The 22,495-nt window shown below is 62.7% G+C and carries 22 protein-coding genes; 10 read left to right on the top strand and 12 right to left on the bottom strand.

The annotated features are described in order from the left end of the window. The first annotated feature begins 251 nt into the window (after positions 1–251). From AB0O81_RS06490 to AB0O81_RS06500, 3 genes are all read left to right on the top strand, one after another. Positions 252–2,288 (top strand): bifunctional aldolase/short-chain dehydrogenase, encoded by a 2,037-nt coding sequence (locus tag AB0O81_RS06490; RefSeq protein WP_363582411.1) that lies wholly within the window; start codon positions 252–254, stop codon positions 2,286–2,288. A gap of 101 nt (positions 2,289–2,389) precedes the next feature. Beyond that, the gene (locus tag AB0O81_RS06495) at positions 2,390–3,040 is read left to right on the top strand and encodes an ABC transporter ATP-binding protein (RefSeq protein WP_363582413.1); all 651 of its coding nucleotides are present in this window, start codon (positions 2,390–2,392) and stop codon (positions 3,038–3,040) included. Between the two features lie 89 nt (positions 3,041–3,129). After that, positions 3,130–4,575, top strand: a complete 1,446-nt coding sequence (locus AB0O81_RS06500) for a hypothetical protein (protein WP_363582415.1) — start codon at positions 3,130–3,132, stop codon at positions 4,573–4,575. Positions 4,576–4,611: 36 nt separating this feature from the next. On the opposite strand, the gene AB0O81_RS06505 is transcribed toward AB0O81_RS06500, so the two are convergent. Then, entirely contained in the window at positions 4,612–6,333 is a 1,722-nt protein-coding gene (locus tag AB0O81_RS06505) for an FAD-dependent oxidoreductase (RefSeq protein WP_363582646.1), read from the bottom strand. A 215-nt stretch (positions 6,334–6,548) separates the two neighbouring features. Continuing rightward, the gene (locus AB0O81_RS06510) at positions 6,549–7,166 is read right to left on the bottom strand and encodes an amino acid deaminase (protein WP_363582417.1); all 618 of its coding nucleotides are present in this window, start codon (positions 7,164–7,166) and stop codon (positions 6,549–6,551) included. 143 nt (positions 7,167–7,309) lie between these two features. Between AB0O81_RS06510 and AB0O81_RS06515 the strand changes: the two genes are divergently transcribed. Genes AB0O81_RS06515 through AB0O81_RS06540 form a run of 6 tightly spaced genes read left to right on the top strand, consistent with a single transcriptional unit; the run spans position 7,310 to position 12,389 of the window. Continuing rightward, entirely contained in the window at positions 7,310–8,014 is a 705-nt protein-coding gene (locus tag AB0O81_RS06515) for an HAD family hydrolase (protein ID WP_363582419.1), read from the top strand. A gap of 2 nt (positions 8,015–8,016) precedes the next feature. Further along, the gene (gene phnD / locus AB0O81_RS06520; protein ID WP_363582421.1) at positions 8,017–9,027 is read left to right on the top strand and encodes a phosphate/phosphite/phosphonate ABC transporter substrate-binding protein; all 1,011 of its coding nucleotides are present in this window, start codon (positions 8,017–8,019) and stop codon (positions 9,025–9,027) included. A gap of 24 nt (positions 9,028–9,051) precedes the next feature. After that, a complete protein-coding gene (phnC, locus tag AB0O81_RS06525; protein WP_363582423.1) occupies positions 9,052–9,876 on the top strand; it encodes a phosphonate ABC transporter ATP-binding protein in 825 nt (274 codons plus the stop codon). Continuing rightward, positions 9,873–10,682 carry a phosphonate ABC transporter, permease protein PhnE gene (gene phnE, locus AB0O81_RS06530; protein WP_363582425.1) on the top strand — a complete coding sequence of 270 codons (810 nt, stop codon included), beginning with the start codon at positions 9,873–9,875 and terminating at the stop codon, positions 10,680–10,682. Before phnC ends, phnE (AB0O81_RS06530) begins: the two co-directional genes overlap by 4 nt. Continuing rightward, positions 10,679–11,548 carry a phosphonate ABC transporter, permease protein PhnE gene (gene phnE, locus AB0O81_RS06535; protein ID WP_363582427.1) on the top strand — a complete coding sequence of 290 codons (870 nt, stop codon included), beginning with the start codon at positions 10,679–10,681 and terminating at the stop codon, positions 11,546–11,548. The genes phnE (AB0O81_RS06530) and phnE (AB0O81_RS06535) overlap by 4 nt, the downstream gene beginning before the upstream one ends. After that, on the top strand, positions 11,529–12,389 hold the full coding sequence (locus AB0O81_RS06540) for a MurR/RpiR family transcriptional regulator (protein ID WP_363582429.1): 861 nt from the start codon (positions 11,529–11,531) through the stop codon (positions 12,387–12,389). Before phnE (AB0O81_RS06535) ends, AB0O81_RS06540 begins: the two co-directional genes overlap by 20 nt. A gap of 45 nt (positions 12,390–12,434) precedes the next feature. Here the strand turns inward: AB0O81_RS06540 and AB0O81_RS06545 are convergent, their stop codons facing one another. The 4 genes from AB0O81_RS06545 to AB0O81_RS06560 form a co-directional block, all read right to left on the bottom strand. Next, positions 12,435–13,238 carry a formate/nitrite transporter family protein gene (locus tag AB0O81_RS06545; protein ID WP_363582431.1) on the bottom strand — a complete coding sequence of 268 codons (804 nt, stop codon included), beginning with the start codon at positions 13,236–13,238 and terminating at the stop codon, positions 12,435–12,437. Between the two features lie 152 nt (positions 13,239–13,390). Next, complete coding sequence (locus tag AB0O81_RS06550) at positions 13,391–13,813, bottom strand: organic hydroperoxide resistance protein (RefSeq protein WP_363582433.1); 423 nt, start codon at positions 13,811–13,813, stop codon at positions 13,391–13,393. Between the two features lie 101 nt (positions 13,814–13,914). After that, entirely contained in the window at positions 13,915–14,373 is a 459-nt protein-coding gene (locus AB0O81_RS06555; RefSeq protein WP_363582435.1) for a MarR family transcriptional regulator, read from the bottom strand. Positions 14,374–14,717: 344 nt separating this feature from the next. Continuing rightward, a complete protein-coding gene (locus tag AB0O81_RS06560) occupies positions 14,718–16,559 on the bottom strand; it encodes a DUF2207 domain-containing protein (protein ID WP_363582437.1) in 1,842 nt (613 codons plus the stop codon). Positions 16,560–16,602: 43 nt separating this feature from the next. Here AB0O81_RS06560 and AB0O81_RS06565 point away from each other — a divergent pair, with 43 nt between their 5' ends. After that, positions 16,603–17,040, top strand: coding sequence for a MarR family winged helix-turn-helix transcriptional regulator (locus AB0O81_RS06565; protein WP_363582439.1), 438 nt, complete (start codon positions 16,603–16,605; stop codon positions 17,038–17,040). A gap of 8 nt (positions 17,041–17,048) precedes the next feature. Here AB0O81_RS06565 and AB0O81_RS06570 read toward each other — a convergent pair whose 3' ends face one another. From AB0O81_RS06570 to AB0O81_RS06595, 6 genes are read right to left on the bottom strand one after another with little or no spacing between them, the layout of a single operon-like run. Then, entirely contained in the window at positions 17,049–17,783 is a 735-nt protein-coding gene (locus AB0O81_RS06570; RefSeq protein WP_363582441.1) for an ABC transporter permease, read from the bottom strand. Then, on the bottom strand, positions 17,780–18,667 hold the full coding sequence (locus tag AB0O81_RS06575) for an ABC transporter ATP-binding protein (protein ID WP_363582443.1): 888 nt from the start codon (positions 18,665–18,667) through the stop codon (positions 17,780–17,782). Before AB0O81_RS06575 ends, AB0O81_RS06570 begins: the two co-directional genes overlap by 4 nt. 32 nt (positions 18,668–18,699) lie before the next feature. Next, entirely contained in the window at positions 18,700–18,993 is a 294-nt protein-coding gene (locus tag AB0O81_RS06580) for a DUF4287 domain-containing protein (protein WP_363582445.1), read from the bottom strand. A gap of 26 nt (positions 18,994–19,019) precedes the next feature. Next, a complete protein-coding gene (locus AB0O81_RS06585; protein WP_363582447.1) occupies positions 19,020–19,628 on the bottom strand; it encodes a TetR family transcriptional regulator in 609 nt (202 codons plus the stop codon). 49 nt (positions 19,629–19,677) lie between these two features. Further along, entirely contained in the window at positions 19,678–21,180 is a 1,503-nt protein-coding gene (locus AB0O81_RS06590) for an L-serine ammonia-lyase, iron-sulfur-dependent, subunit alpha (RefSeq protein ID WP_363582449.1), read from the bottom strand. A 37-nt stretch (positions 21,181–21,217) separates the two neighbouring features. Beyond that, positions 21,218–22,453: an aminotransferase class I/II-fold pyridoxal phosphate-dependent enzyme gene (locus AB0O81_RS06595; RefSeq protein WP_363582451.1), complete on the bottom strand. Its 1,236-nt coding sequence runs from the start codon at positions 22,451–22,453 to the stop codon at positions 21,218–21,220. Positions 22,454–22,495: the final 42 nt, after the last annotated feature.

Genomic DNA, 22,495 nt, shown 5'->3' on the forward strand with positions numbered 1-22,495 from the left:
CTATTGGCGGCTGTGGGTTACCCACTCGGTCGAGGACGATCAGTAGCATGCGCGCCTCGAATACAACGCGATGCGGCGGGCATCAGGGAAGCAGGCGAAGTGTCTATCGGATGCCATGGCCCCGGTTTAGACCAGCACTTCTTCGCCGCGCGCGCATACGGTTGTCGCAACGCACACCGACGAGTCGCCCTCGCCGCACCGACCATCTCTTTGCCCTGACGCCTATCCCCACTGACGAAGGATCTACCATCATGACGAATCAGGCAGCAGCCGAGCTCCTCGCTCGCTCCAATCGACTTGGAGCCGACCCAAAGAACACCAACTTCGCAGGCGGAAACACCAGCGCCAAGGGATTCGAACGGGATCCCCTCACCGGAGAGCCTGCGCAACTGATGTGGGTCAAGGGCTCAGGCGGAGACCTCGGAACACTCACCGAGTCGGGATTGTCCGTGTTGCATGTGGAACGCCTAAGGGCACTCACTGATGTCTTCCCCGGAATCGACCGAGAAGACGAGATGGTGGCCGCGTTTGACCACGTGCTATTCGGCAAAGGCGGAGCAACGCCGTCGATCGATACCGCAATGCATGGTTTGGTAGATGCAGCGCACGTCGATCATCTTCACCCAGATTCAGGAATCGCCATTGCCGCGGCCGCAGACGGTGAGAGCCTCACGGCAGAGATCTTCGGCTCGAAAGTGGCCTGGGTGCCGTGGCGACGGCCCGGCTTTCAGCTCGGTCTCGACATCGCAGCGATCAAAGAGTCGTCGCCCGAAGCAATCGGAGTCATCCTGGGTGGTCACGGAATCACTGCGTGGGGAGACACCAGCGACGAGGCAGAGGCAAATTCTCTTTGGATCATTGAGACAGCCGCCGACTACATCGAGAAGCACAGCAAGGCGGAGCCATTCGGACCAGCCCTGGCCGGCTTTGAAGCCCTACCCGAGCGGGAGCGCCGGGCAAAAGCGGCCGCTCTCGCGCCGGCGATTCGCGGGATGGTCTCGAGCGACCGACCAATGGTTGGCCACTTCAGCGACGGTTCCGTCGTTCTGGACTTCCTCGCCGCAGCGGAGCACCCGCGACTCACGGCGTTGGGAACAAGTTGCCCCGATCATTTCCTTCGCACCAAGGTAAAGCCGCTGGTGCTTGATCTGCCAGCCACCACCAGCGTTGAGGACTCCGTGGCGCGCCTGGCAGAGTTGGTCGTCGAGTATCGCCGCGACTACCAGCACTACTACGAGCGCCATGCCACGGCACAGAGCCCTGCAATCCGGGGTGTCGATCCGATGATTGTGTTGGTGCCCGGGGTGGGCATGTTCAGCTTCGGCGCCAACAAGCAGACAGCGCGCGTTGCTGGCGAGTTCTATATGAACGCCATCAACGTCATGCGCGGCGCCGAGGGAATCTCGACCTACCAGCCGATTAGTGAATCAGAGAAGTTTCGTATCGAGTATTGGTCACTCGAAGAAGCCAAGCTCCAGCGCATGCCAGCTCCCAAGCCGCTCGCTTCACGGATCGCGTTTATTACGGGTGCGGCGGGCGGAATCGGCAAGGCCACCGCAAAGCGCCTCGCAGCCGAAGGTGCGTGTGTTGTCGTCGGAGACCTCGACCTTGAACGAGCAACGGCCGCTGCCGCGGAAATCGGGTCGACAGATGTTGCCATTGGTGTCGCCGTCGATGTCTCCGACGAAGACGCAGTGAAGGCGGCAATTGACCGCACCGTGTTGGCCTTCGGCGGACTCGATCTCGTGGTCAACAACGCGGGGCTTTCACTGGCCAAGTCGTTGCTTGAGACGACGGAGGCAGACTGGGACCTGCAGCACAATGTGATGGCCAAGGGCTCGTTTCTGGTTTCCAAAAATGCCGCCCGCGTCATGATCGCTCAGAACCTGGGCGGCGACATCGTCTACATTTCGAGCAAGAACTCGGTATTCGCTGGCCCTAACAACGTCGCATATTCAGCAACGAAGGCCGATCAGTCGCACCAGGTGCGATTGCTCGCGGCAGAATTGGGAGAATTTGGAATCCGTGTGAACGGCATCAATCCTGATGGCGTCGTCCGCGGCTCCGGCATCTTCTCCTCCGGTTGGGGAGCGAACAGAGCCGCCACCTATGGCGTCGACGAAGCCGACCTCGGAAATTTCTATGCGCAGCGAACCATCTTGAAGCGCGAAGTTGTTCCAGAGAACGTTGCGAATGCCGTGTTCGTGCTGTGCTCGTCTGACCTGTCGCACACGACTGGCATGCACATACCCGTGGATGCAGGGGTGGCCGCAGCGTTCTTGCGCTAGCGCGCGGCGGCTCGTGCCCAGGCGACCTCTTGTCGACCCTTCGATCGTAGGATGAGCGAAGACGACTGAGCGCACTCAGTGCGCACGATGATGGGGTGCTCATGGCAGACGACAGGGACTCGTTGCTCGAAGCCCGAGCCGTCAGCGTCGTCATCGATAACCAGGTACTGCTACCTGAGACGTCGTTGTGCGCATCCGAGGGAGAAGCCGTTGCGATCCGCGGGCAGAACGGCGCAGGCAAGACCACCTTGCTTCGCGTTCTCGGCGGCTTGACCTCGCCGAGCAGCGGTCAGGTCAAGCTTCGGGGCGAACAACTAAGCACCCGCAAGGCGAGTCACCGCGCGGCCATTGCCGCCATGATCGGCTCCCCGCCATTCGCGCGCGACCTGACATTGCGAGAACAACTGAGATTCGTTCGTGCGACCTGGGGCGATTCCGCTGAGGCGGGCGAGGCCACGGGCTACGCGCTTCTCGACGACTTCAACATCACCCCGCTCGCGGAGCGCTACACGCACGAGCTCTCGTCTGGGCAACTCCAGCTATTCTCGCTCGCGCTCACCCTGTCGCGTCCGTGCGATGTGTATCTTCTCGATGAACCAGAACAGCGGCTAGACGCCTCACGGCGAGCCCTCGTCGCTACTGCGATTCGTCGTCGGTTGACCGACGGAATCGGCGTCGTATTCGCGACACACGATGCCGCACTCGTAGATGCAGTCGGCGCACAAGCGATCACCGTCGGCGAACCGGTGTGAACATTTCACCCAGCCGCTCCGACCGCGGCCGAGTCCATGCCGCACACGCGGTATGGCGCGCCCGGTCTGACCGCCCTTCGGGTTGGAACATGGCGTACGTCGTCTATGTGGGCGTGCTCGTCGGTGCCGTGCTGGGCGTCCCGATTGTCCACGCTGTGGTCCTCACGCTGGCTCTACCCGCCGCGCAAGAGGCAATGCTCAACGAATCAGCCCGCACAATCATCACCGTCTTTGCGTCCGGACTGGGGTGTCTTGCGTTGGCAGGCGGTCGGGTGCGCGGCCCGGTGGCCCCCGCTCCCTTTGTCGCGAGCACGCTCGGTAACAGCTCGATTGCGCCTCGAGTCGCCTGGGGCCGTCAGTTGACGTTTGCGCTCGTGAGCACCATCTTGCTTTTTGCTGCCGTCGCCGCATTGGCCGTTACCGGGTTCGTCGCTGGCAATCAAGAAATTGGCGCCAGCCTGAGTTTTGTCGCTGGTATGTGCCTGGTGGCGGTGTTGTTCGGGATGCTGTGGCTTATCGGTCAGGCCTTGCCCCGCTGGTGGACAGTCAGCATCGGCGCAGCAGTGGCGGGTAGCGCGGCGCTCGCCATCTTCATACCCTCAGCGTGGGCATCTCCTTGGTCGCTGCTTGCTGCTCTTTGGCCGTCGACAGCTCCGGCAAGCGTCGATTCGAGGCTCTCATTGGCCGTGCTCGGCGTGCTCGCACTCGTTTCGCTCGCGTTGGCGCTCGTTCTCGTCGAGCGGCTTGATCCACGAACCGTAGTTCTGCATGCGGAGCGGTGGGAGGCTCTCACCCAGCTCGTACGCACCGGTGATTTTGCGGGCGCCTTCGACCGTTTGCGAGCGGTTCCTGCTGTCGGTCGGCGAGTGCGGATTCCGCTGGACCAGCCCCTCGCCCTCGCTGTCTTGCAACGCGATGCAATCGGTCTAGCGCGCAATCCGATACGCCTCGCTGTGGCACTTGCCACGCTCGCGCTCGCTTTGTCGGGTGTCGCGTGGAGATGGATGCACGTCGCCGCTGACGGAGTGACCTGGGCATATGCGCTAGCTGCTGGGCTGCTCGCTTTTGCAGCACTGGGAGTCTTCTCTGATGGTTTTCGCCATGCCGCCGATACCGCTGGCCGACCGTCGTTGTTCCGTCAAACCCCAGCGGAACTGTTTCGGCTACACACCATGCTTCCTGCCCTGGCGATCGTCATTCCCACAATCACCGCCGCGCTAGCCGGTGGCGCGGCGACAGCTGCGACAGCGGTAGCCCTCTCGGCGACTCTTGTTGCAGTTCGCGCCTGCGACGCGGCAAAGGGTCCGATGCCAATCGAGCTCCTGATGCCAGTGCCCACCCCGGCCGGAGATGCATCTTCGATCGGCGCGGCTTTCTGGCAGGCTGATGCACTGATCATCGTGGGTGTTCTCGCCGTCTGGCTCGGTGCCGGATCTGCGAATAGCCCCACCGTGCTCTTTTGGGTTGTCCCCATCATCGCCCTGCTAGCTCTGCTGACTTCGGGGCGGCTGCGCCGGTCGATGTCTCTGACGTAGAACGATCGTTAGCGCGCGCGCCGCTCTCACCCAGCTCTAGACAGGTTGCAGCACCGACTCCGTCTCAAGCAGCTCATTCGCGCGATCGCCGAGTGCGGCATGCAAGGTGAGGATGCCACCCGAAAGCGACGCCGAATCCATACCCGCCTGGGTAACGACGCGGTGAGCGATCGCCGAGCGCACGCCCGACGCGCACATCACGCGCACCGGCCGCCCGGCGGCCTGCTCGCGAACCTCGTCGATTCGTTCGCGCAACTCTGTGTGCGGAATGTGCAGCGCGCCGGGAAGGTGACCTTTCACCCACTCATCAGGGCGACGAACGTCGAGCACGAGAGAGGTGTTGAGCACCTCGTCGAGGTCATCGGCGTACCAGAGCTTGAGGGTGCCGTTCAGCACGTTCTCGCCGACCATGCCGGTGAGGTTGACGGCGTCCTTCGCCTGGCCGTATGGGGGCGAATATGCCAGGTCGAGATCGATCAGCTCGTCGACGGTCATGCCCGCACGAATCGCGGTTGCCAGCACGTCAATGCGCTTGTCGACGCCCTCGAGGCCCACTGCCTGCGCGCCGAGAATCAGGCCGTCTTCGGGAGCGATGTGCACAACCAGGTGCACTTGGGTGGCGCCGGGAAAGTAGCCTGCATGCTGATTCGCGTGCAGGTGCAGCGTGCGAAACTCGACACCCGCGTCAACGAGTGCTCGCCGATTGGCGCCGGTGAGTGCTGCAGCCAGCGAGCCGACCCGCACGATGGCGGTGCCGACCGGCTGCGGAATCTCACGAGCGAGATCCGGACGCAGAATGTCATCGGCGACCAGACGGCCAGCGCGGTTCGCGGGGCCCGCGAGCGCCACCGGACGCCGAGCGCCGGTAACCGAGTCGACGCTGAGCGTGGCGTCGCCGACCGCCCAAATGCCGGGCACGTTGGTGCGTCCGTGCGAATCTACAATGATTGCGCCGCGCTCGCAGGCGACTCCGGCCTGCTCGAAGACCTCGGTGTCGGGGCGGACTCCGACCGAAACGACGACCAGGTCAGCATCCACTCGGGAGCCGTCGGCGAGAACGACGGTGTCGCTATCGACGCCTGGTTCGATGGATGCTGCAGCTACCCCGACGCGCAGGTCGATGCCGAGCTGGCGCAACTCTTCGGTGATCAGCCAGGCCAGTTCGGGTTCCATGGGAGGCAACGGCTGAGGAGCGAGTTCGACGACCGTGACCTCCAGGTTCTGGGCCGCGAGCGCTTCGGCTGCTTCGATTCCGATGAAGCCTGCGCCGAGCACGACAGCGCGCCGCGCTCCCCCGGTGACCATGTCTCGCAGATCGGTGGCATCGTTCACAGTGCGCAGTGTTCGCACGCGCGGCGAGTCGATTCCTGGCAGAGGTGGCACGAATGCGGCGGCACCCGGCGAGAGCACGAGCGCGTCAAAGCCGATGTTCTGTTCGCCCTCCGCGGTGTGCACCGTGACGGTCTTCTTCGATGCGTCGAGGCCGACCACGTCGTGGCCGGGTCGTACGTCAAGGGCGAGCGCGGCATGAAGCGATGCGGGCGTTTGCACGAGCAGCGCGGCAGGATCTTCGATCTCTCCCCCGACGAAGTAGGGCAGGCCGCAGTTCGCGAACGAGACATGCTCGCCGCGCTCGAGAACGATGATGTTGGCAGACTCGTCAAGGCGGCGGGCTCGGGCAGCGCAGCTCATGCCTCCTGCAACGCCGCCAACAACAACGATGGTCTTCGGCTGAGTCGCATCGACGCGATCAGGCATTGTCGTGCCCCTGGCAGCGCTGCTCGGCGGGAACGCCGGCGAGTGCTTCTTCAATGTGTTGGCCGCAGCCATCCCACGTCGCCTTGCCGCAGATCGGGCAAGTAACTCGCATGCACATGGTTGGTCCTCTCGGTTGCCTATACCAAATCTAGCATACCCTGGGGGGTATGCTTGGTTAGGTGCGCCGCGGCCATCGCGGCAGATTAGGGGCTCGTTCAGCGCACCGCATTCCAACGTAGGCGCTGCGGATCAGCATCCCACTCTGCAAGGATCTGCTCCACCGACACCACCGGAAAGGTTGTGACGAGCAAGCCATCGACCGCGTACACGAGCGCCCACTCCTCCGACTGCGACGTGCGCTCGAGCGCAAGTGTTGCACCACCAGCTTCACGAATACACGCGGCACGCGACAGCGCTGAGTGCGCCGCCTCGCCGACGCGCTCAAGCAGTGTACGAGGCGAGGCCCACGGCACAAAGGCGTCGGCGGGCAGCCCGCATGCGATTGCAAGGTGTCCGTTCATCCAGCGGGCACGCTTCAGTCCGTAGGGCGTCTCGGCTCTTGAGAGCAAGTACCCGTAAACGTGCAGTACCCCGGCATTGCCCACCGGCCACTGCGCTTGTAGTTGGGCACGATCGTGGAGCGCATCGAAGACCGTTCGGCTAATCACGGCCGCGCCGATGTTCTCGTCGACGACCGTGGACGCGCCCCACTCGGCAAAGCGCCCGGCTGTGGCGTCTGCGTCGATTGCGGCACCCAGCCACGGGTACTTGTCGAGCGTGGCTACGGCGTCACGCTCGGACTGCTGAGCGGCAGCATCCAGAGCATCGATCACAAGGCACCAGCGTACGTGCGTTGCTCGTAGAGCGGAGTTCACACACTGTTTACGCAGGATGGTCGCTTCGTCCACATTCGTGGGTAATCATGGACGCAACGTCCACACCGGGTTGGAAAGCAGTCCGGATGAGAAGGAGAGCCGTGAGCCCCACCATATTTTTCGATTTCGATGGCACGCTTGCACTCGGCGATGGCCCCATCACGGCGTTCGCCCGCGAGATTTCGGCACGCATGAACGATGCCGAGTTCATCGACCGAGCGGATGCTGCACTGGCAGCCTTCGCAAGCGGAGAGCACAGCTACCGCGACGGATACGACGCCGTGACAAGCGTCGCGCTGGCAGAAGGAGTCGACCGAGACGTCATCGGCGCCTCGTACAACGCATCACGCGCCATCCTGGGGTCTGACGGCGCCGCGGTCGCCCCACCCTCGGGTCTCGCCGAGTTCTTCGAGCGCGTCGGCGCGCAAGCGAACCTCGAACTGGCCACCAACGCACCAGGGAGCGGCGTCGTCGCCGTGCTCGAATCCTGGGGTGTCGCCGACGTGTTCGACGCGATGCACTTCAGCGTCGGCAAGCCCGAAGGGCTGGAGCCAGTGCTGACCGCCGCTCTCGATCGCGGCCCCGTGCTTTCCATCGGCGACATTTTCGAGTTCGACCTTGCGCCGGCGAGCCGCCTGGGTGCCGACACCGCGCTGGTCGGCGCCACCGCATCAAGCTCAGCTGTCGCCACCACGATGCGAGGCGCTAGCCTCGCCGACCTCTACGACGAGATCATCGCCTGGGTCGCAGCCTCTACTTCTTCTTCCGCCATCCCGAACACCACGTCCCCCGAAAGGTCCAACTGATTATGCGCAAGTCCCTGCTCATCGCGGGTGTCGCGGCTACCGCCGCCCTCACCCTCGCCGGCTGCAGTAGCAGCTCCGACACCGCGTCGACCGAAGAGGTCACCGAGTGGCCCGAGTCGATCACGATCTCTCTCGTGCCGTCGGTCGAGGGTGAAGACCTCGCCGAAGCACTCGACCCGCTGACGACTTACCTGTCTGACAACCTCGGCATCGAGGTCAACGGCGTGGTCGCTACCGACTATGCAGCCACGGTTGAGGCGCTCGGCGCCGACCAGGCGCAGGTCATCATCACCGACGCTGGCTCGCTCTACAACGCCACCGACCGCTACGACGCCGAACTGGTTCTTCGTGACGTGCGCTTCGGTGCCACCTCGTACGCGTCTGTCGCATTCACGAATAACCCCGACAAGTACTGCGCCGACGAGCCCGTGATGTCGACTTATGCGGCGAGCGACATCGAGCTGTCGTACTGCAACGGCATCGAAGCGGCCGGCGAGGCTGCCATGGGCCAGGGCGCAGCAGGCCTTGACTCATTGGCTGAGATCAGTGACGGAACCATGGTTGCCCTGCAGGCAGCAACGTCACCTGCCGGTTACCAGTACCCCGTCGTTGCAATGCGCGAAGCAGGCATCGACACCGATGCAGGAATCACTCAGGTTCCCGTCGAGGGCAACAACAACGCGGTGCTCGCGGTCTACAACGACGACGCTGAAATCGGCTTCGCCTACTGGGATGCCCGCACCACGGTCACCGAAGAAGCACCTGACATCGCCGAGAAGGTCGTAGCTTTCGCCTACACCGACATGATCCCCAACGGCGGCGTGGCTGTCTCGAACACCTTGCCCGCTGACTTGGTCACTGACCTGACCGAACTGATGGACGGCTACGCCGATTCATCCGAAGAGGCAGCGAGCGTCATGTTCGACCTCGTTGGTCTCTCGGACTGGACGAGCGAAACCGCTGAAGACGAGATCGCCCGCTACGGCGAGATCCTCGCTCAGTTCTCGAACTGAACAACTCACTGAAAGAGTCGATGCATGCACATTGACCCGCATCGCGCGGAGGCCGGGATTCACCCCTCGGCCTCCGCGTCGTGGTCCATCAGTCTCGACGACGTGTCGGTGACTTACCCCAACGGCACCCGCGCGCTACGCGGAGTGTCACTCGACATCGCCGCTGGCGAGATGGTCTCGATCGTCGGGCTTTCGGGCTCAGGAAAGTCGACGCTCATTCGCACGATCAACGGTTTGGTCGGCGCGACCAGCGGCATCGTCACCGTCGGACCGCACACGGTGACGGGCATGCGGGGGCGCGAGCTACGCCGCTTGCGTGGGCACATCGGCATGATCTTCCAGGGATTCAACCTCGCCGACCGCACGAGTGTGTATCGCAACGTGCTCGTCGGCAGGTTCGCGCACACGCCGAGCTATCGCACGATGCTTGGCATCACCACACACCACGACCGCGAGCTCGCACTCGGCGCGCTCGATTCAGTCGGCATGCTCGAAAAGGTATGGATTCGCGCTGGCCAGCTCTCGGGCGGCCAGAAGCAGCGCGTCGCGATTGCTCGCGCCCTCACCCAAGAGCCGAGTGTCATGCTCGCCGACGAGCCGGTTGCGAGCCTTGACCCACCGACCGCGCATACCGTGATGAACGACTTGCGTCGCATCAACACCGACGCTGGCCTCACTGTGCTGGTCAACATCCACCTGATGGATCTTGCGCGCACCTACACGACGCGAATGATCGGGTTGCGCGACGGCGAACTGGTCTATGACGGCTCCGCGGCAGATGCCACCGAGAAGGATTTCGAGCAGATCTACGGTCGGCCGATCCAGCCAGACGATCGGCTTGGCTCGTGAGCGCGCCCGCTCGCGAATTCACACTTCCGCCCAAACCCACGGCGCGGCTGCGCGTCGCTTTAATCGTTGCGGCATTCGTCGCCTTCACTATCGCTACGTGCACCCCTGCCATCGGCGGCATCAACCTCGACTTCGGTGCGCTCATTCGCAATTGGGACAACGGCTCGGGCTTGATGGCGCAGCTGTTCCAGCCCGATTTCTCGTTCATCCCGCGCACCATCGAGCCCATGATCGAGACGCTGCAGATGGCGCTGATCGGCGCCGTCGCGGCCGCGATCGTCTCGGTGCCGCTCACACTGTGGGCGGCGTCTCCGACCAACCCGAACTCTTTCACCCGCAATACCGTCCGCACGGTCATAAATGTCGTGCGCGCAGTCCCCGACCTCGTCTACGCCACGATCCTGGTCGCGATGGTAGGCGTCGGGGCTCTGCCTGGCCTCATGACGTTGTTCTTGTTCGACATCGGCATCATCGTGAAGCTGGTCTCTGAAGCAATCGACTCGGCTGACCACCACTACATGGAAGCGGGTCACACCGCGGGTGGCACACAAGCACAGATCAACCGCGTGACGGCGCTGCCGCAGTCATGGCCGCTCTTTGCCAACCAGTGGCTCTACACGCTCGAGCTCAATGTGCGTATCTCAGCCATCCTCGGAATCGTCGGCGCTGGCGGCATCGGCCGGCTTCTCGACGAACGACGCGCTTTTTATGCATACGACGATGTCTCGATCATCATTCTCGAGATTCTCGTCGTGGTGATCCTGATCGAAATCGCGTCCAATGCACTCCGGAGGCGTCTCGTATGAGTCATCAGCACACCGACTTCGCCGTGCCACCGCGTCCGTCACGTGTGGTGCCCGCGCTATGGGCACTGGTTGCCGGCGTGATCATCATCGTCGCGGCTGCGGGATTGCCCATCGACTGGAGCGATCTGGGCGCCGTGCCTGGACAGGTGTGGCACTACTCCGTCTTGATGTTCGAGAACCCAAACTGGGAGAAGTTGCCGCGCGCACTTTTCGAGATGTGGCGATCGATCTCGATGGCATGGGTGGGCGCGATCATGTGTGTGGTCGTCTCCATTCCTCTAGGCATGCTGGCCGCCCGCTCGGTCGGACCCGTGTGGATACGGCTGCCGCTTCGCTGGCTGTTCGCGGTGATCCGAGCAGTTCCTGAGGTGATCATCGCCCTGATCCTGTTGACCATCACTGGCCTCACTCCGTTCACCGGGGCACTGGCGCTGGGTATCGCGGGAATCGGAACACAGGGCAAGTGGGTCTATGAAACGGTCGAGTCTGTGCAAGAAGGGGCGTCCGAAGCCGTCCGCGCCGCGGGCGGTGGCACTGCCGAGGTGACCCGTTGGGCTTTGTGGCCCGCCGCAGCACCCACGCTGATGTCGTTCGCGCTGTACCGATTCGAGATCAACATTCGCACCTCGGCTGTGCTCGGCCTTGTTGGTGCCGGCGGCATCGGCACCATGCTCGCGAACTACACGAACTTTCGCGAGTGGGATACGGTCGGGATGCTGCTGATTGTGGTCATCGTCGTCACGATGCTGATGGATGCTATCTCTGGAGCAATCCGGCGACGAATCATGAACGGCGCACGCATGTCGACGAAGGCCCCCGCCAAACTGAAGAGAACAAGGAGTAGCGATGTGGTCAGGGTCAGCTGAGGCGCCTCCTACCGTGCGGATCGCGATGCTCGCCCCTTCGCTGCAGCCCAGCGAGCGACGTGTGGCCGAGGCGATAGCCGGCGACGCGGAGAACGCGATCGAACGCACCGCTCAAGAAATCGCGGACCTCGTCGGGGTGGGTCGGGCCACGGTTGTTCGCACCGCTCAATCGCTCGGCTACGACGGCTATCCGCAGCTGCGCGTCGCACTCACACGGGAAGTGGCGCTTGGCGGGTCGTCCGCACCGGATGCTTCAGATGGAACGATGCTCGGTGCCGTCAGGGCATCGATCGACCGAGTAGCGGGCCGGCTTAGCCAAACGACCTCTGCGCTCACCGAGGAGTCACTGGAAGAGTTCGTGCGCGTGCTGGACGAGTCGCACCGGGTTCTTGTCGCGGCGAATGGTCTATCCGCCCCGCTCGGCCTTGACCTTGCCATGCGGCTGGTGTCGAGCGGGCGATCCACCGAGTATATGTCTGACACCATGGGCCAGCAGATCACAGCAGCTCAGCTCGGCAAGGGTTCAGCCTGTCTTGTTATCTCGGGCTCCGGGGCAAACCGCGCAACCCTCGAGGTAATCGATACGGCGCGAGCCAGCGGCGCAACCGTGCTGGTGATTACTTCGTTCCCGCGATCTGCAGCCGCTGAGCGCGCTGATGTGACACTCGTCGTCGCGCCCATCGATGACTCGTTTCGCGAAGAACTTGTTCACACCTCACGCGCCGCCCTCATGCTCATGACCGAGTCGGTCGTGGCGCTGCTCGCCGCTCGTCGCGGAGTCGCAGCCCGCGAGGCACGCGCGGCAACGCTGTCTGTTCTCAGTCGGTCGCTCTCGGAGTAGGTCTAGTCCGCGGCTTTCGCGCTCTTGTTGTTGTGTCGGCGAACTTCAAAGAGCTCGCCCCCCGCGGACAATACGCAGGGCTGTCACCAGCGCCACTCCGCCCAATAGGTTGAGCGCCAGCACAGGGAAGAACCACCCCGCCCAGTCGAGATAGCTGATGTCGGCGCCACTGACGATCGCCCCGAAGGCAAACAGCGAATCCAGGATCGAATGAAAGAGTTGGAACCCCGCTAACACGAACCCTCCGACGACGGCGGCAGCGATCTTCGGCATCTCAGAGTGGGCGCCCTCCTGCATCCGAGTCATCAGGGTGATTACTGCGCCGCCCAAGATGGCGAGTGCCACGAACTGCCAATCAAAAGGCGCGTCAATAAAGTGGTGCGCTGTTTCGGCGAGAAGATCGTGCCATTCAGGGAACGCGGTCACGATGATGAGCATCATCAACCAGCCACCGAAGAGATTGGCGATCAGCGTTCCCGTCCATAGCTTGACCAGTTGCAAGACCGTTCCTTCTCGAGCAACCAGCGCCGCAATCGGCATGAGAAAGTTCTCGGTGAACAGCTCGCTGTGGGCCAAAAGCAGCGCAACCAGGCCGACGCTGAACGCCACACCGGCGAGCAGCTGATCGCCCGTGGCATAGAGCACGCCCAGATATGCGAGCACGCCAATACCCACCTCGATACCGCCGAGAAAGCCTGTCACAAGCGTCGCGCGAAAAGTGCGGTGCAGGCGCTCAGCGCCCTCACCTACGACATCTTCGAACTCGACCTCAAGCTCTTCTTCGACGGGCCCCTCGTTATCACCATCGGCACGTCGTTCGTCGGCTCGGTTCTCGCGATCGCTAGCCATGCTCCGATCTTCGCACCCACGCTGTCTGATCTCAGTCGAGTTGACAGAACGCGAACCGAGGGATCTGGGCGTTTTCTCACCACAGTTGTCGCCGCGCCCGCAGCGCCCTCGAACCAGTTTGGTGACGCTGCGGGCATAGCTGCTCGGCGCGCTCAGTCGTCGGTGACGGTGACGTTCACGACGATGTTGCCGCGGGTTGCGTTCGAGTATGGGCAGATCTGGTGCGCGGCGTCTGCAAGCGCCTGCGCCGCGTCGTGTTCAAGTTCGGGGATAACTACCTCAAGGTCTACGGAAAGCACGAAGCCGCCCTCGCCGTTGGGCTCGATGTGCACGCGACTGCCTACTGAGGTGTCTGCGATGGCAACCTTCTGGTTGCGAGCAACGCTCTGCAAAGCAGAGTGGAAGCACGCGGCGTAACCCGCCGCGAACAGCTCCTCAGGGTTCGCGCCGTTTCCGGACCCGCCCATCTCTGTCGGGATGGCCATGTCGAGATTGACGTGACCCGATGTCGTGGCGACGTGACCATTGCGGCCAGCGCCGGTCGAAAGAGCTTCAGCGGTGTAGAGAACGCTCATGTGGGGATTCCTTTCAGAGAGACGATTTCGCTCAGAGAGACGATTTCGCGTCGAAACACCGACAGATGCCGGTGTATTTCAGGGGTAGGGGTCGTGGATGCTCAGGCAGGCGCCGGGGAACGAAGCGATGTCGTGAGCTCTCCCATGTTTACTGTGATGCGATGCAACTGGTCGAGCAAGCCAACAATCTCGTCGCGCTTGATGCCGTAGGCCTCGGGTAGGCACTCGACCGCAAGCGAGACGTCGCGGCGGAGCGCGCGGCCTGCCTCGGTCAGCGCGACCACCACCACCCGTTCATTGCCGACTCGTCGTTCTCGCGTCAAGAAACCGCGCGATTCGAGCCGTTGCACGAGCGGCGACAGCGTGCCTGAGTCGAGTTGCATCGCGGCCCCCAGCTCTCCTACCGACAGCTCGCCAGCGTGATCCAGCGATATGACTACGAGAAACTGCGGGTACGTCAGGTCGAAATCGGCGAGTACTGCGCGATAGGCCTGGGTGACGGCTCGGGATGCCGCATACAGCGAAAAACAAAGCATGTCGTCGAGTGATTCCTTGGCCATGGCTCAACTATTGCACGCAATTAGATTGTGCACAACTTTATGGAATGACGCCCCGCCACCGCATCTCGCTAGGCGCGGGCATCAACAGAATCGGCATCAGGCTGCCACGCCTGACAACTAGTCGACACCATGCTCCGAAAATAATCACAAACAGATAACGCCAAACGCTTGCCGCCGTTATCTTTCCGTTATAGAGTTCAGGAACGGTAGTTGTTTTGCTGTGGCAGCTACCGACATGTGATTGCAGGACACTCTTGGTGCAAGGGACAAGGCCCGGTCAGAAGCCTCTCTGACCGGGCCTTACTTTTGCCTAAAACTGATGGATGCTGCACTGACGAAGTGGCTCACACTCCGCCGCCACCGCCACCGCCGCCACCGCCGCCAGCTGAACCGCCACCACTCGAGCCACCCGACGTCGATGACGACGAGGCTGTGCTGGCCGAAAGCGTAGAGATTCCACTCGAGAACGATGCTGCGTTGAACCCGGCAGCGCCCACGTACCAACCTGGCGAGTTGCCCACGCCATACAGAACCGCAAGCTCTTCAGCCCATTCCTTTTCTTGACCGAAAACGACCGCGAAAGGCAACAGCTTCTCGTAAAGTCGCAACATCTGTCGCGAGTCTGTGGTGTCGACGGGCGACCGTTCCGCACCGGCGGGAGACTGCAGCATCCGGATGCGATCGGCCTCAGCCCACTCGATGAATACTTTGAGTCCCTTGAGGTGATCTCGCACCTCAGCACCCTTGGCGGTCAACGGCTTGCGCGTCAGTAGAGCAATGACCACGAAGAACGCGGGGATCGCCGCAATCAACAGCACGAACAGCAGCAGGCCGTCAACGAAGTTGGCGATCGCGATGAGCCCGAAGAACAGCACCGCACCTGCAGAAACCGCCGCCAGCAAGATGGGCAAGGCGCGCACGCCGGCGGGCACTTCACGACGAAGGCCACGGTTGACGAGCTCTTGTTGTGCGGCCTTCAAGATCTTCTGAGCCGCTGACGAGAACCGAGTGTCGCTGCGACCAAACTCGAACTCGTCGCCGGGCTGGCCATTCGGAAAGAGGCCCCTCAAGAGCATCCGTCCATCACCATCTGCCCTAGACGGGTCGACCAATTGCGCGATGAGCTTTGCGCCCCCGAAGAACTTGCGCTCACCCTCAATAATGCGCAGGCTTCCCACCACGGCCTGTTCAAGAACCTCTGCCGGAATCGCCTTGGCCGTAAGGCCCAATAACACCGCACTCTCGAGCGCGTCGACCACCGGCGGCGGAGTGAATTCGGCGATGATGGTGGGCCGCCCGGGGGCATCTCGCAGGAACCGTGCCCGATTTACGCCAGCCCACACCACCGAACCGATCAGCGCGAGCGCCGCGAGCAATTGCGCCCACCCCCAACCCGACGCAAACATCGACGGGTTGAAGGCGCTGAACGTTCCCGCTTCGAAGCCGATCGCCACGGTCATCGTCTGGTAGGCCAGCACGTTGGATGCCCCGGCTGCGAGAGCGTCACCCTCGTCGGCAATCGCACACACTGTGGTGTCGTTTGCGTAGCCCACGTAGCAGGCCTGCTGGCCGGTGCGCGCGGCGTTCAACTCATCGGCCATCGTCACCCGCGCGGTGACCTGCCCAAACGGCTGACTCCACTCGGTGCCGTTCACATTCCAATAGAACTCATCGGAGCCAGTGTTCTCGAAGTATCGGGTGACGTTTGTCAGCGTGTAGGTGAACACGTAAGTCTGCGACCCATACACATAGTCGTCTGACCTCGATGTCATCGAGAAGTAGCCGTCTTCGTGGTCAGTTTCGCTCGGGCGAAGGTTTCCGTTGCCATCGGTAATCGAGATGAGCTCAGGATCGGTCGGGGAGCCTAAATACGAATCTGGGATGCTGCGCCGCATGCCGCGGTTCTGGTCATACTCAGGAAACAACGCCACGAATGTCTCGGTCACCAGAGCCGTGCTGGTGCCGTCATCTGCACGGCCAAGCTCGTACTCGACGTCCAAGCTCTGAAAGGTGAAGTCATCGACGCCGGCAATCACCACACCAGAGGCGATCTGCGCGTCGGCGAGCGCAGGCGCCGCCGCGCCGCCCACGAGCAACACCGATAGCAACGTGACGAGCGCGCTTAGGCGAACCCATCGGGAGCGTATGCGCCCCACGCGCTGTTGTTCCCTTTGCTTGTCGATCACCCGCCCAGCCTACGACCAGGCGGCAAGTCGCTACTCTGAAGTCATGACCGATCGTCGTCTTGCTATCGATGCGTGGGAGAGTCTGTTTCGCGCTCAGCACGGGGTATTCGCCGAGATCAGCGATGACTTCGACGACACCCTCTCACAAGAGGAATACGACGTGCTGTTGACCGTCACGCGTGGCGAGGACCTCACCGCGCGCCTGCGAGATGTCACTGGCAACATGCTCATCAGTCAGCCCAGCGTGTCACGTCTCGTTGATCGCATGACAGCCCGAGGCCTGCTGACCAAGTGCCCCGATCCGCACGACGGACGCGGCTCGCTGGTTCGCGCAACTGACGAAGGTTCGGCCTTGTTCCGGCGCATCGCGTCGCGCCACGGAGCATCCATTGCCCGCAGGATGGCAGTGCTCAGCGACGAAGAACTCCAGCAGCTCCGCGCGCTGACTACGAAATTGCGACACGTCACACCCGACGACTGAGTCCGTTGCTAGGGCGTTCTGCGGCGCAGTGTTAGCGGCGCAAGAACCAGCGCACCAATGGTGAAAGCGGCAACCACGAGCATCGGACCGAATACGTCCCACCCCTCATCGCCGACGGTCACCGCGTTGATGGTGTCGATCGCATAGCTGAGCGGCAGAAAGTTCGAGATCACATAGAGCGCGTCGGGCATATCTTCGCGGGGCATGAACAAGCCACCCAGAATGATCTGCGGGAACACTAGCAACGGCATGAACTGCACCGCTTGAAACTCAGTGCGCGCGAAAGCGCTCGCCAGCAGCCCGAGAGCGGCGCCGAGAACCGCGTCGATCACCGCGACCAAGCCGAGTTGCCACAGCGGACCATCGACGGTGAGTCCGCACACGAACACGGCGAACGAAACCGTCACGACTGCTTGAATCGCGGCCATCAAGCCAAATGCGAGGGCGTAGCCAAGAATGAAGTCCGTCTTGCTGATCGGCGTCGTCATCAACCGTTCGAGCGTGCCCGAACGGCGTTCACGCAGCGTGGTGATCGAGGTGATGAGAAACATCACGATGAAAGGGAATAGCCCCAAAATGGCGCCGCCGAAGGTGTCGAACACTCCCTCTTGATCGACAAAGAGCCAGGCGAACAATCCCACCAGCAGGCTTGGTGCGATGAGCATCAGCGCGATCGAGCGTGGATCATGACGCAACTGGCGCATCACCCGCCCCGCGGTAGCGAACGTGCGAGCGCCGTTCATTGCTCGCTCCCTGATTGTTCGCGTGCTTCTCGGCGAGTAGGTGGTGTGACTGGGGCCTTGGCCGGCGCAGGCGCAGCTTTCTTCGATGCGGAAGCTGTCACGTCTGTTTCTGTCGGCGGGGATGCTGCAGCATCCCGTTCGATCAAAGCCAAGAACGCAGCCTCGGCATCGCTCGTGCCGGTGTCTCGCAGCACCTGCTGGGCTGTGGTGTCAGCGATGACCCGACCTGCTCGCATCAGAAGCAGGCTGTCGCACCGCGTGGCTTCATCCATCACGTGGCTGGAGACGATCAAGGTAGTGCCTGCGTCGGCGAGCCCGCGGAAGATCTGCCAGAGTTCGGCCCTCAGCACCGGGTCGAGACCCACCGTTGGCTCGTCAAGCACAATCAGCTCGGGCTCACCGAGCATGGCGACCGCGAGTGAGACGCGGCTCTCTTGCCCTCCACTGAGTGAATCGATCGTCTGGCTGCGCTGCGTGCCGAGACCCACCTGCTCGATTACCCGGTCAACGTCGCTCGACCCAGCGGCGATGAGGCGTGCGAAGTACTTGAGATTTTGTTCGATGGTCAAGTCGGAGTAGACCGAGGCCGCTTGAGTGTCGTAGGCAACGCGGTGGCGCAGGTTCTTCGCACCGGCGGGGCTCCCGAGCACGGTGATACTGCCGCCAGCTACCTTCTGCACCCCGACGATTGCACGCATCAGCGTGGTCTTGCCGCACCCTGACGGGCCCAGCAGCCCAGTGATATGCCCCCGCGCGATGTCGAGGTCAAGCCGGTCGAACACTTTCGTGGATCCGCGAGACACTTCAAGGCCTCTCACCTGCACGGCTGGCGCATCTGCTGCACCAGGCGACTGCGATGAAGCATCCGCCAATTTATTCATCATGCGATGAATTATTCCGCGTGAAGGATAGAGCGTCAAGAGCTTGCGGGATTCGTAGCCTTTCCGTCCAACCAAAGCTCATCCGAAACATCGGAATGTGCACCTGCCGTGCCGACATGTTTCGCCGCGATCTTGGGGCCCTTGGTGATCACGTGCACCAAGGCCATCGCATGCCCTCGGCCGAGCCCATAGTCGTCGGCAAGCCATGTGACTATCTCGCCAGCCTTGGCGCCAGGCCCGAACCCTTTCGCAGTGGCGAGGTCGACAAATTCACACGGGGTGATTCCGGTCTTGTCCTCGGTGTTGTCGAGGTATGCCTGGAAAGACATCTGCGTCCTTTCACTGCGAGTTCGGGTCAACCGTAGAGATAGCCCTGAACGGTCGGTCCAATTCGTCCCACCAGTTCGTCGACAGAGGCATGCGACAGCGCTGGCAGCTTGATGACGTAGCGCGCAACGATCAAGCCCGCGATCTGCGATGCAACCAGACTGGCTCGCAGCTGCGCGTCGTCGCTATCGAGCGTGCCTGATACTCGGCCGATCACCTCGCGAGAGAGAAAGCCTGCGAGCAGCGGTGTGGTGAGCCGGTTGCCGAGCGCTGTACGCATGAGGGCCACGCCTCGCCGTTGCACCTCGGGCTTGTCCCACGACTCAAGCAGATATCGGATGATCCGCTCGCCCACCTCGGATTGAGGCCCGGCCAGAATCTCAGGCAACGCCACATCGGGTCGCATAGGTGCACCCACCGCTTCGCCGAACAGGTCAGCCTTCGTGCCGAAGTAGTGATGCACGAGGGCAGCGTCCACGTCTGCGCGCGCCGCAATGGCACGCATCGTGGCTCCGTCGTAGCCCGCCTCGCCAAACTCGTCGATCGCGGCATGCAGAATGCGCTCGCGTGTGTTCGACTCGCCGGCGGGTGGGCGGCCGCGGCGCCGTTTCGGCGTGGGAACGACATACTCCTTCACGGGGCCAGCCTACGCAGGCGCGAGCGGCGATGCGGGTGATCTGCGCGCGTCAGCACTCGATGACGTTGACGGCGAGGCCGCCTTCACTGGTCTCTTTGTATTTGGTTGACATATCTAGTCCGGTTTGGCGCATAGTCTCGACAACCATGTCGAGCGAAACGTGGTGCGATCCGTCGCCGCGAAGCGCGAGGCGTGCGGCGGTGACCGCCGTCGATGCGGCAATGGCATTGCGCTCAATGCACGGAATCTGCACCAGCCCGCCGACCGGGTCACACGTCAACCCCAGGTGGTGCTCCATGGCAATTTCGGCCGCGTTTTCGATCTGACGGTTGGTGCCGCCCATCACCGCGGTGAGGCCCCCTGCAGCCATCGCGCACGCCGAGCCGACCTCAGCCTGGCATCCACCTTCAGCTCCCGAGATCGAGGCGTTCGCTTTGAAGAGCGACCCCAGAGCTGTCGCAGTGAGCAGAAACCGACGGATGCCTCGGCGACGATTCGCCTCGGCGACCGCAGCATCGTCAGCCACCGCCTGAGCATGCTCCACAGCGCCAGCGATCTCGCCCGAGAACCCGAGCAATGCACTGCCCACGAGCTCACCATAAGGAGTTACCGCATTGCCCGCGCCGAGGCCAGACTCTGCCAGGAACCGCCACCAGTACATGGCCACTGCCGGAACAATGCCAGCAGCGCCGTTGGTAGGCGCAGTGACAACACGTCCCCCCGCGGCATTCTCTTCATTAACCGCGAGCGCGAACGCCCCCATCCACTCCCCCGGTATCTCTTGATGCCCCTCGGCCTCGGCAGCATCCAGTTGACCCCTGATCATTGATGCGCGCCGCTTCACCTGCAACCCACCGGGCAACATGCCATCAGCGTGCAACCCGGCTTCGACACTGCCCGCCATGGCCTCCCAAATCGCGTCGAGGCCCGCAGCGATCTCGGCATCGGTACGCAACGCTTCTTCGTTCAGACGTGCGGCTTCGGCGATCGTGATGCCCCGCTCGTCGCAGGTGGCAAGCAATTCATCTGCAGAAGAGAATGTCAGCGGAAAAGCGTGCGACTGCACCCGCGCCGGCTCGCCTTCCCGCCGGATGAAGCCGCCTCCGACCGAGTAGTAAGTGTCATTGAGCAACATGGCGTCGTCGCAGTCGAGCGCCGTCATCGTCATCGCGTTCGGATGAGCGGGCAAGCGGGTGCGCGGCAGCATCTCGATGTCGCTTCGTGAGAACACCACCGGGTGCGAACCGTCGATGAGCAAACTCGCACCATCAGTCCACCCCGACCACGCCCGACGCACATCGGCCGGGTCAACCGTCTCAGGCTCAAGCCCCTTGAGCCCAGCCACGACAGCATCGGGTGTGCCGTGGCCGATGCCCGTTGCACCCAGCGACCCGTACAGGGAGCACGTCACGCGCGAAACCGTATCGAGTAAACCACCGGCGCGCAGGCGCGCGGCAAAATCGCGGGCAGCCCGCATGGGTCCGACGGTATGGGAGCTCGAGGGTCCTACTCCAACGGAGAACAACTCGAACGCCGAAACGTATGCGCTCACCACCTCAGGCTACGCCTCACTGTGAACTCCGCAGTGCTCAGTACGCCTGGACCAGCCGCGAGGCTGCGACGGGCTCAGCCGCAGCAAGCGAAAGAGCATGAGCCGCATCGAGAGCTGCCATGAGGTCATCGGTGAGGTCGTCGACATGTTCGAGCCCGATCGAAAGGCGAACGACTCCCGCTCCTGGTTTGGCAGAACCAGCGACCGGCCGGTGGGTCAAAGAGGCCGGATGCTGCACCAGCGAGTCGACGCCGCCGAGCGATACCGCGTGTTCGATCAGCGCACAGGATTCGGTGAAGCATGCTGCGGCATCGTAGCCGCCAGCGAGCTCGATAGCGACGATCGACCCTGCGCCGTCGAGCTGCGTGCCTAGCAACCCGTTGGGATCTTGTCCGGGCAGTCCCGGGTAGAAGACACGGCGAACGGCGGGGTGCGCGCTCACTCGCTCAGCCAGCACGGCCGCTGTTTCTTGCTGAGCCCGAACGCGAAGTGGCAGCGTGCGTAGACCGCGGTGCAGCAAGTATGCGCCCATCGGGTGAAGCAGCCCACCGGTTAGTGCACGCACTTGACGCAAGCGCTCGACCCAAGACTGATCAGCCGCGACAACACCACCCATCGCGTCGCCATGACCACCGAGGTACTTGGTCGCGCTGTGCAAGACCATGGTGGCGCCGTGGCGCTTTGGCTTCTGCAACACCGGGGTCGCGAATGTGTTGTCGACAAGCACTGGCACATCGCCAGCAGCAAGCGAGACCTCCGCGAGGTCGACGAGCTCGAGAGTTGGGTTCGCGGGAGTCTCGACGATCACCAGCCCGGTGTCAGGACGAATGGATGCTGCGATCTCGTCGACGCTCGCCCAGGTGACGGTGGTGCCCAGTAGGCCGCTCGCCAACACGTGGTCGGTTCCGCCATAAAGTGGCCGGACCGCAACGATGTGAGGTTTACCAGCGGTCACCGACGCGATCAGGCATGCCGAGAGTGCGGCCATTCCACTGGCAAATGCCACAGCGCCATCGGTTTCTTCGAGCTCGGCGAGCGCGTCTTCGAATCGAGCAACTCCGGGCTGCCAGAGCCGCTGGTACACCGCGCTTCGCCCAGGGCTGAGGTCTTGGCCGGTAGCAAGCTCTTCATACGCCAGACCACCGGAGTCAACGTCAGGCAATGGGTATGTGGTGGAGAAATCGATTGGAGGAACGTGCGCTCCGCTCTCTCTGAGTCCATCCATGCCTGCATGCACGGCCCGGGTATCGAATCGTTGCTGTCTGTTGCCCATCGAGCCAGAACAACAGATTATGGACGAAGTAGCAATTGCATC

The sequence above is a fragment of the Microbacterium sp. NPDC076911 genome (assembly GCF_040687125.1).
GTDB lineage: Bacteria > Actinomycetota > Actinomycetes > Actinomycetales > Microbacteriaceae > Microbacterium.